The organism is uncultured Tyzzerella sp. (genome assembly GCF_963558545.1).
Classification (GTDB): domain Bacteria; phylum Bacillota; class Clostridia; order Lachnospirales; family CAG-274; genus Tyzzerella.
Genome location: NZ_CAUWHO010000005.1, coordinates 122934 through 131602 on the forward strand (window position 1 = coordinate 122934; position 8669 = coordinate 131602).

The 8669-nt window shown below is 32.1% G+C and carries 9 protein-coding genes and 2 tRNA genes; 1 reads left to right on the top strand and 10 read right to left on the bottom strand.

Annotation, left to right across the window (positions count from 1 at the left end; genetic code table 11):
* Positions 1-12 precede the first annotated feature (12 nt).
* Positions 13-1314 carry an L-fucose:H+ symporter permease gene (gene fucP / locus R5Z65_RS00750; RefSeq protein WP_317366429.1) on the top strand — a complete coding sequence of 434 codons (1302 nt, stop codon included), beginning with the start codon at positions 13-15 and terminating at the stop codon, positions 1312-1314.
* A gap of 314 nt (positions 1315-1628) precedes the next feature.
* On the opposite strand, the gene atpC is transcribed toward fucP, so the two are convergent.
* The 10 genes from atpC to R5Z65_RS00800 form a co-directional block, all read right to left on the bottom strand.
* On the bottom strand, positions 1629-2030 hold the full coding sequence (gene atpC, locus R5Z65_RS00755; RefSeq protein WP_317366431.1) for an ATP synthase F1 subunit epsilon: 402 nt from the start codon (positions 2028-2030) through the stop codon (positions 1629-1631).
* Positions 2031-2056: 26 nt separating this feature from the next.
* Positions 2057-3448, bottom strand: coding sequence for a F0F1 ATP synthase subunit beta (gene atpD / locus R5Z65_RS00760; RefSeq protein WP_317366433.1), 1392 nt, complete (start codon positions 3446-3448; stop codon positions 2057-2059).
* A 17-nt stretch (positions 3449-3465) separates the two neighbouring features.
* A complete protein-coding gene (gene atpG / locus R5Z65_RS00765; RefSeq protein WP_317366434.1) occupies positions 3466-4329 on the bottom strand; it encodes an ATP synthase F1 subunit gamma in 864 nt (287 codons plus the stop codon).
* A 15-nt stretch (positions 4330-4344) separates the two neighbouring features.
* Positions 4345-5850 carry a F0F1 ATP synthase subunit alpha gene (gene atpA / locus R5Z65_RS00770; protein ID WP_317366435.1) on the bottom strand — a complete coding sequence of 502 codons (1506 nt, stop codon included), beginning with the start codon at positions 5848-5850 and terminating at the stop codon, positions 4345-4347.
* Between the two features lie 21 nt (positions 5851-5871).
* Complete coding sequence (locus tag R5Z65_RS00775) at positions 5872-6408, bottom strand: F0F1 ATP synthase subunit delta (RefSeq protein ID WP_317366436.1); 537 nt, start codon at positions 6406-6408, stop codon at positions 5872-5874.
* Positions 6396-6914, bottom strand: a complete 519-nt coding sequence (atpF, locus tag R5Z65_RS00780; RefSeq protein ID WP_317366437.1) for a F0F1 ATP synthase subunit B — start codon at positions 6912-6914, stop codon at positions 6396-6398. The genes R5Z65_RS00775 and atpF overlap by 13 nt, the downstream gene beginning before the upstream one ends.
* A gap of 55 nt (positions 6915-6969) precedes the next feature.
* On the bottom strand, positions 6970-7224 hold the full coding sequence (gene atpE, locus R5Z65_RS00785) for an ATP synthase F0 subunit C (protein ID WP_317366438.1): 255 nt from the start codon (positions 7222-7224) through the stop codon (positions 6970-6972).
* Between the two features lie 55 nt (positions 7225-7279).
* Entirely contained in the window at positions 7280-7972 is a 693-nt protein-coding gene (gene atpB / locus R5Z65_RS00790; RefSeq protein ID WP_317366440.1) for a F0F1 ATP synthase subunit A, read from the bottom strand.
* Positions 7973-8515: 543 nt separating this feature from the next.
* Positions 8516-8587: transfer RNA gene (locus R5Z65_RS00795), tRNA-Gln, on the bottom strand.
* Positions 8588-8592: 5 nt separating this feature from the next.
* Positions 8593-8664 (bottom strand) — tRNA-Gly (locus R5Z65_RS00800).
* Positions 8665-8669: the final 5 nt, after the last annotated feature.

An 8669-nucleotide genomic window follows, 5' to 3' on the forward strand; every position in this document is an offset into this window, starting at 1 on the left:
GGAGTGATAAAAATGAATAATGATAAAAATATTATTCCTAAAAAGTATAGGATACATTTTATAATGCTTGTATCTTGCTTTATATTGTGGGGTCTATTAAATAATATGACAGATAATCTAGTGCCTGCATTTAGTAAAATATTTATGCTAGAAGCTACAAATGCCTCTTTTATACAAGTAGCATTTTATGGTGCATATGCAGTACTAGCACTACCAGCAGCTATAATTATAAAAAAATACTCATATAGAAAAGGAGTTTTACTAGGGCTTACTCTATATATTTTAGGTGCTATGGGCTATATCCCAGCAGCTATAATGCAAAATTTTCAAATATTTATCGTTGCAGTTTTTGTATTAGCTAGTGGTCTTTCTATTTTAGAAACATCTTGTAACCCATATGTTATATCTTTAGGCTCTGAAGAAACTAGCGTTAGAAGACTTAATATGGCACAAGCCTTTAACCCTGTAGGTTCTTTAACAGGTATTATAATGGCTAAGTTTCTTATATTAAATAACCTAAACCCTGCAACTTATGAAGAGCGTGTAGCTATGACACCAGAACAATTAAGTGAAATTCGTTCTAATGAATTGTTGTGGGTATGTATACCTTATGTTAGCTTAATTATAATAGCATTTATTATATGGTTATTCTTTAAAAAATCTAAAGATACTGAAAATAAAGATGATTCTAAATTAGATATTTTAAATTCTATTAAAAAACTTGTATGCAAACCAAGGTATATATTAGGTGTTGTAGCACAGTTCTTTTACGTTGGTGTTCAAATTGCCGTTTGGACGTGGACTATATCATACATAGTTATTAATAAAGGTGTAGATGAAGCAACTGCATCTACTTATTACCTTATTTCCATAGTGCTGTTTATTATTTGTAGATGGATTTGTACTTTTATTATGAAATATGTTGAGCCTGCTATAATAATGGCATTATTTGCTATTGGTGGAATAGTATTTAGCTTAGGAACAATGTATCTACCAATAGATATATCTATCTGGTGCTTAGTTCTAATATCTGCTAGTATGTCTTTAATGTTCCCTACTATTTATGGTATAGCATTAAAAGACCTTGGAGATGAAGTAAAAGTTGGGGCTGCAGGTCTTATAATGGCCATATTAGGTGGAGCAGTTATAACTCCTATAATGGGAAAATTAATCGATACGGGAGTATTTTCAAGTATTGTTTCTAATTTTTCTGGAGATGTAGCAGCTATTAGGTCATCATTTATAATTCCTGTAATATGTTTTGTAGTTGTATTAATTTATTCTATAATGTTCTGCAATAAAAAATCTAAATAATTAAATACATCAATTTTTTGAATGCTTTGCATTCAAAAACAGATATTCCTATATATTTTTATTCGTAAAAATTAATACAAACACACCTATATAATTTTTCCTTTAAAAATATAAGTCATATCTTAATTGTATTTTATCAATTTTTTGAATACTTTGTACTCAAAAACAGATATTCCTATATATTTTTATTCGTAAAAATTAATACAAACACACCTATATAATTTTTCCTTTAAAAATATAAGTCATATCTTAATTGTATTTTATAATAAAAAAGATTGTAGAATTTCTACAATCTTTTTTATTATAAATTATGTTTATTTCTTGCTATTAAGCCTTAAATTAGCACGTTTTAAAGCAAGCTCAGCTCTTAAAAGGTCTATATTAGCATCTTTACTATTAAGCCTTTCTTCTGCTCTTTTTTTAGCATCTTCTGCTCTTTTAACATCTATATCATCTATCCACTCAGCAGAATCTGTAAGAATAGTGATAACATCTGGTTGAACATCTACAAATCCACCAAAAAGAGTAGATACAAGCTCTTTATCACCGTTTTTAATTTTTAAAAGCCCATAGCCAAGAGTTGTTGTAAGAGGTTGATGTCCTTTTAAAACACCAATATCCCCATTTGTACCACGCATAATAACCATATCTGCATCATCGTTGTAAAGCTCCATAGAAGGAGTAACTATACGCAGACGTATTTTTGCTTCTGCCATATTAGCAACCATTCCTTTCGCTAATATTATTTATTAAATTTTGCTATAACATCTTCAATAGGACCAGCATTTAAGAAATAGCTTTCAGGTATATTATCGTGTTTACCTTCAAGAATTTCTTTAAAACCACGAACAGTTTCTGCAACAGGAACATATTTACCATCATTACCAGTAAATTTCTCAGCAACGAAGAAAGGTTGAGAAAGGAAACGTTGGATTTTTCTTGCTCTGTTAACAGTAAGCTTATCTTCTTCAGAAAGCTCGTCCATACCAAGAATAGAAATAATATCTTGTAATTCTTTATATCTTTGAAGAATAGATTGTACACTTCTTGCTACTTCATAATGTTCTTGCCCAACAATCATAGGGTCTAATATACGAGAACCAGACTCAAGAGGGTCGATAGCAGGGTATATACCAAGCTCAACTATTGCTCTTGATAAAACTGTTGTTGCATCTAAGTGAGCAAATGTTGTAGCAGGAGCAGGGTCAGTTAAGTCATCGGCTGGAACGTATACAGCTTGAACAGATGTAATAGAACCTGTTTTAGTAGATGTAATACGCTCTTGTAATGTACCAACCTCTGTTGCAAGAGTTGGTTGGTAACCAACGGCACTAGGCATACGTCCTAAAAGGGCAGACACCTCAGAACCAGCCTGAACAAAACGGAAAATATTATCTACAAAGAGAAGAACGTCTTGATTTTCTTTATCTCTAAAATATTCGGCCATAGTAAGCCCTGTAAGAGCAATTCTCATACGAGCTCCAGGTGGCTCATTCATCTGACCAAACACAAGGCTAGTTTTGTTGATAACACCAGATTCTTGCATTTCGTAGTAAAGGTCGTTACCTTCACGAGTACGCTCACCAACACCAGCAAAAACAGAGAAACCACCGTGTTCTGTTGCAATATTTCTGATAAGCTCCATAATAAGAACTGTTTTACCAACACCAGCACCACCAAATAGACCAATTTTCCCCCCTTTAGAATAAGGGCAAAGAAGGTCAATAGCTTTAATACCAGTTTCTAAAAGCTCAGTAGCTGTTGCTTGTTCTGCAAAGCTAGGAGCACTTCTATGGATAGACCATTTTTCTTTAACATCAACATCGCCAGCCTCATCAATAGGGTTACCAACAACGTTGAACATACGGCCAAGAGTACAAGACCCAACAGGTACAGATATAGGTGCTCCTGTATCTACTGCGTCCATACCTCTAACAAGCCCATCTGTTGAGCTCATAGCGATACATTTAACCACGTCATCACCTAAGTGTTGAGCAACTTCTGCAACGATAGTTTCGCCGTTATGCTCAATCTCAATGGCATTATATAACGCTGGCATATTTTCGCTTGAAAATTTTATATCTAATACGGCACCGATAATTTGTATTATCTTACCTACATTTTTTTCAGCCAAAAGTTTCCACTCCTTTTCTAACTATAAATACCACTACCACTAACAATTTCTGTAATTTCTTGTGTGATAGCACTTTGTCTTGCTCTGTTATAAATAAGATTTAAGGAATCTATCATCTCTGCAGCATTTTCAGTAGCAGAATCCATAGCAGTCATTCTAGCACCTAATTCACATACCGTAGATTCTACCATAGCACCAAATATAACAGTATTAACATATTTAGGAATAACATATTCTAAAACAGATTCTTCACTAGGCTCATATATAGTAAGCGCTTTAGCTGTAGATTCTGTTTGTTCATCATTTTTAAAATCGTCTACATCTAATGGGAAAAGCTTAATAAGTTTTGGTTCGCTAGCAAGAGTAGAAATAAACTCTGTATAAGCTAAATAAACTTCATCTACTTGTCCAGATGTAAACATATCTAGTGCCAAACGCCCAACTTGTAAAGCATCTTCATATGAAGGGTTTTCAGAAATGTTTGTAAAAGAATGTACAACATTAGCACGGCTTTTAAAATATTCTTTACTTTTGCCCCCAATAGCTATCACTTTATCAGTTTCTTTATTTTTAATAGCAGTCATAGCAAGCTTGTTAACGTTTGTATTATAACCACCACAAAGACCTCTATCACCTGTTATAACTATAACACCTGTAGATTTTACTTCTCTTTTATCAAGATATGGGTGGCTTATGTTACCAGAACCATTAACAATATTTGCTATAACTTTTCTAGTTTCATTAAAGAAAGGGCGAGTATCCTCTAGCCTAGATTTAGCCTTTGTAAGCTTACTACTAGCAACAAGATACATAGCGTTAGTTATTTGCTGGGTGCTATTGACACTTTTTATTCTGCGTTTAATATCACGCATTGATGCCATTATATCACCTCTTTATTATTTAAATTCTTTTTTAAATGTTTCAAGTGCTTCTATAAGTTGTTTTTCTACATCTTCAGACATTTCTTTAGTTTCTCTAATGCTTGTAAAAATGTTATTGTGTTTAGTTTCTACAAAGTTAAAGAATTCTTTTTCAAAGTCTGCAATTCTATCAAGCTCTATATCATCAAGATATTTTTTAGTAACAGCATATAAAATAACAACTTCTTTTTCAACCTCTAATGTAGCATATTGAGGTTGTTTTAATATTTCAACTATTCTTTGTCCGTGGTTAAGACGCTCTAAAGTATCTTTATCAAGGTCAGAACCAAATTGGGCAAAGCTTTCAAGCTCTCTATATTGAGCAAGCTCTATACGGATAGGACCTGCTATTTTTTTCATAGCTTTAATTTGAGCAGAACCACCAACCCTAGATACAGAAAGACCAGCATTAATAGCAGGACGTACACCAGAGTTAAACAATTCACTTTCAAGGAATATTTGTCCATCTGTTATAGATATAACGTTTGTAGGTATATAAGCAGAAACGTCCCCTGCTTGAGTTTCTATAATAGGAAGAGCAGTTATAGAACCACCACCATATTTTTGTTCAAGTCTAGCACTTCTTTCAAGAAGTCTTGAATGAAGGTAGAATACGTCCCCAGGATAAGCCTCACGGCCTGGTGGTCTGTGAAGAAGTAAGCTCATTGCACGGTAAGCAACAGCGTGTTTAGATAAATCATCATACACGATAAGTACATCTTTACCGTTTTCCATAAATTCTTCACCAATAGCAACACCTGTATAAGGTGCGATAAATTGAAGTGGAGCAGGGTCTGATGCAGTTGCAGATACAACTGTTGTATAGTCCATAGCACCAGCATCTTCAAGGCTTCTAACAATACGAGATACAGTAGAAGCTTTTTGACCTATAGCAACATAGATACAAATAACATCTTTACCTTTTTGGTTTATTATAGTATCTATACAAATAGCTGTTTTACCAGTTTGTCTATCACCAATTACAAGCTCACGTTGTCCACGTCCAATAGGTACCATAGCATCTATAGCTTTAATACCAGTTTGTAAAGGTACATCAACAGATTTACGAGTGATAACACCAGGTGCTACTCTCTCAATAGGACGAGTACCAGTAGTATTAATAGGACCTTTTTCATCTATTGGTTGACCAATTGCATTAACAACACGGCCAATCATAGCTTCACCAACACCAACCTCAGCAACACGTCCTGTAAGTTTTACAGTGTCGCCTTCTTTAACTTGTTGGTCAGAACCTAATAAAACTACCCCAATATTATCTTCTTCAAGGTTTTGTGCCATACCTAAAACGCCACTTTCAAATTCTAAAAGCTCACCGCTCATAGCTTTTTCAAGTCCGTGCACTCTGGCAATACCGTCCCCAACCTGTATAACCGTACCAACATCAGATACATCTAATTTAGATGTATAACCTTTAATCTGTTCTTTAATAACAGAACTAATTTCTTCAGGTCTTAAGTTCATTAACGGGTTACACTCCTTTACTTAATTATTAATAAGGCTTTTTTTAATGTCATCTAAGTTTCTTTTAATAGAGTTATCTATAACTTTTCCATCAACATTAATAAGTAAACCACCTATAAGCTCTGGTTTAACACTAGCCTCTATAATAATTTCTTTATTTAAATTTTTAGATAAGTTTTCTTTAATTTTTGTTAATTGTTCATCGCTAAGAGCAATAGCAGAGAATACATAAGCAGTAGTAATACCTTTATAATCTCTTACAAGCTCTAAAAATTCCTCTAATATTTCTAGTATTTCAGTTTCTCTATTTTTCTTAACAACAATAGATATAAGCCCTAAAATTTCTTCTGAAATATTATTTTTGTAAATATTTTGAAAAAGATTAAATTTTTCACCACCAGATATTCTAGGGTGATTTAAAACAGTTAAAAATTCTTTATCATTTTTTATAGAATTATATATTAGCTCTATTTCACTGTTAAATAAATCTACTTTATCTGTTTCTTTTGCTAATTCAAAAAGAGCAACTGCATATCTTTTAGAAATTAATTTTGCCATTTAACTTCCCCCAAATCTGCAATAACTTGGTCAACAAGCTTATTTTGTTCAGCTTCGTTGATATTTTCCTTAATAAATTTACTAGCAACTAAAGAAGATACCTCAATAATTTGTAATCTAACATCTTCTTTAATTTTTTCTTGTTCTCTTTGAATATCAAGCATAGCTCTGTTTTTAATAGCTTCTGCTTCTTTTTTAGCTTCCTCTATTATTAAAGCCTCATTTTGTTTACCACGAGCACGAGCCTCTTCTAATATAGTAGCTTTTTCTTTTTCAATTTCACTAAGTTTAATTTCATATTCTGCTTTAAGAGTATCAGCATCGGCAAGTTTTTGATTTGCCTCATTTATGTTATTTTCTATGCGTTCTCTACGTTTTTGTAAAAAATCAGTAACAGGTTTATATAAAAGTTTAGATAATATAGTACATAAAATACCTGTTGATATCAACTGGATAATAACTGAGTAGAGAAGTTGTACATCTAAAGTAAGTATAAAGCTATCCAAGAAAATTTGCCCTCCTTTCATTTTCTAATCTATGTAGAAAAAATATTAAATTATATTATTTTGTAAATGGATTTGCAAATAATAATAAGAATGCTATAACAAGACCATAGATACCTGTTGTTTCTGCAACAGCAGCACCAACTAACATAGTAGACATAATAGTACCTTTAGCTTCTGGTTGACGACCAACAGCTTCTGCAGCTTTACCAGCAGCATAACCTTGACCAATACCTGCACCAATACCAGCAATCATAGCGATACCTGCACCAATTGCAGAACAACCCATAATAAACTCTTTATTAAATTCCATATTTAATCCTCCTAAAAAATATAAATAATTTATTTTTTGATAATATTAATTAGCTTTAGTCGCCAATTTTGTCTTTTATAAACGTCATACTAAGTATAACAAAGATAAATGTTTGTAAAAATCCTGCAAATACATCAAAATATGCGTGTAATACAGGTGTAACAGCCCCAAAACCTACTACTTGTAAAAGTATATGACCTTTTTGTAAAGAACTATTTATAAGTCCCATAATTATTGTTCCACCTAGTATGTTACCAAACAAACGTAAGCTAAGAGATATAGGTGTAGCTATTTCACCTATAATGTTAAGCGGTAATAATAAAGGCATAGGCTCTATGTAGCCTTTAAAATAACCTCCACCATTTACTTTTATACCCATAAAGTGAATAATAGTAAATGTAGCTAACGAAAGAGCAAGTGTTGTTCCAAGGTCTGCTGTTGGAGACCTAAATGACAATAGCCCAATATAGTTAGATACTAAAATAAAACAAAAAACACCAAAAAACCAATTGCCAAAATATTTGTATTTCTCACCCATATTTTGTATTGTAAAGTTTTCCATTGTTTCTATTATAAGCTCAACTATATTTTGTAGCTTTGTTGTAGGAACATCTGTAAACTTATTTATCTTAGCCCTAATTATCAAGGCTAAAATAGTTAGAAAAATAATGATAATCCAAGTGTTCATCATAGTTTGAGTTATATTAACTCCGCCTATTTTGGTTATAATACTAGTACCAAAATCCATATGTTTACCTCCCTTCTCTAAAGTATATTTTTACAGCCAAGCTACAATTTGTTTTTTATAAAATAATACAAAACTAGCATAAATAACTATTGTTAGTTATTTTAAATAAAGTATATTTGTATACTTTATCAAATAAGCTTGTCTTGTATATTATACACCTTATGATAAAAACTAGTCAATAAAAATTTTACTTTACACCACATTTTATTTGTAAATAAAATATATTTACATTTAATCCCAGTAAATTTTTAACATTGGTGCAAAAAATAGATGAATATTAATATAAGTTATTACAACTAAATACGGCATATACACTGTATTTAGAACCACAATAAACACAAAAAAAGTAACCATTATAACAGGATTAGATTTAATATTTACAATACACCATTTATTACTATATTTGTAAATTATTACTATATCTAAAAGTATTTCAATACCTATTAATGACATTATATCTTCTGTTTTATTAAAACAAATACTTTAAAAATATACTTATATTTAACTACAAAAAAAGCTATAGAATACTCTATAGCTTTAATACAGGGCTAGTAGGATTCGAACCTACGAATGCAGGGATCAAAACCCTGTGCCTTACCGCTTGGCGATAACCCTATACAAGCGCGAGACGGGATTCGAACCCGCGACCCTCGCCTTGGCAAGGCGATGCTCTACCACTGAGCCACTCGCGCATATA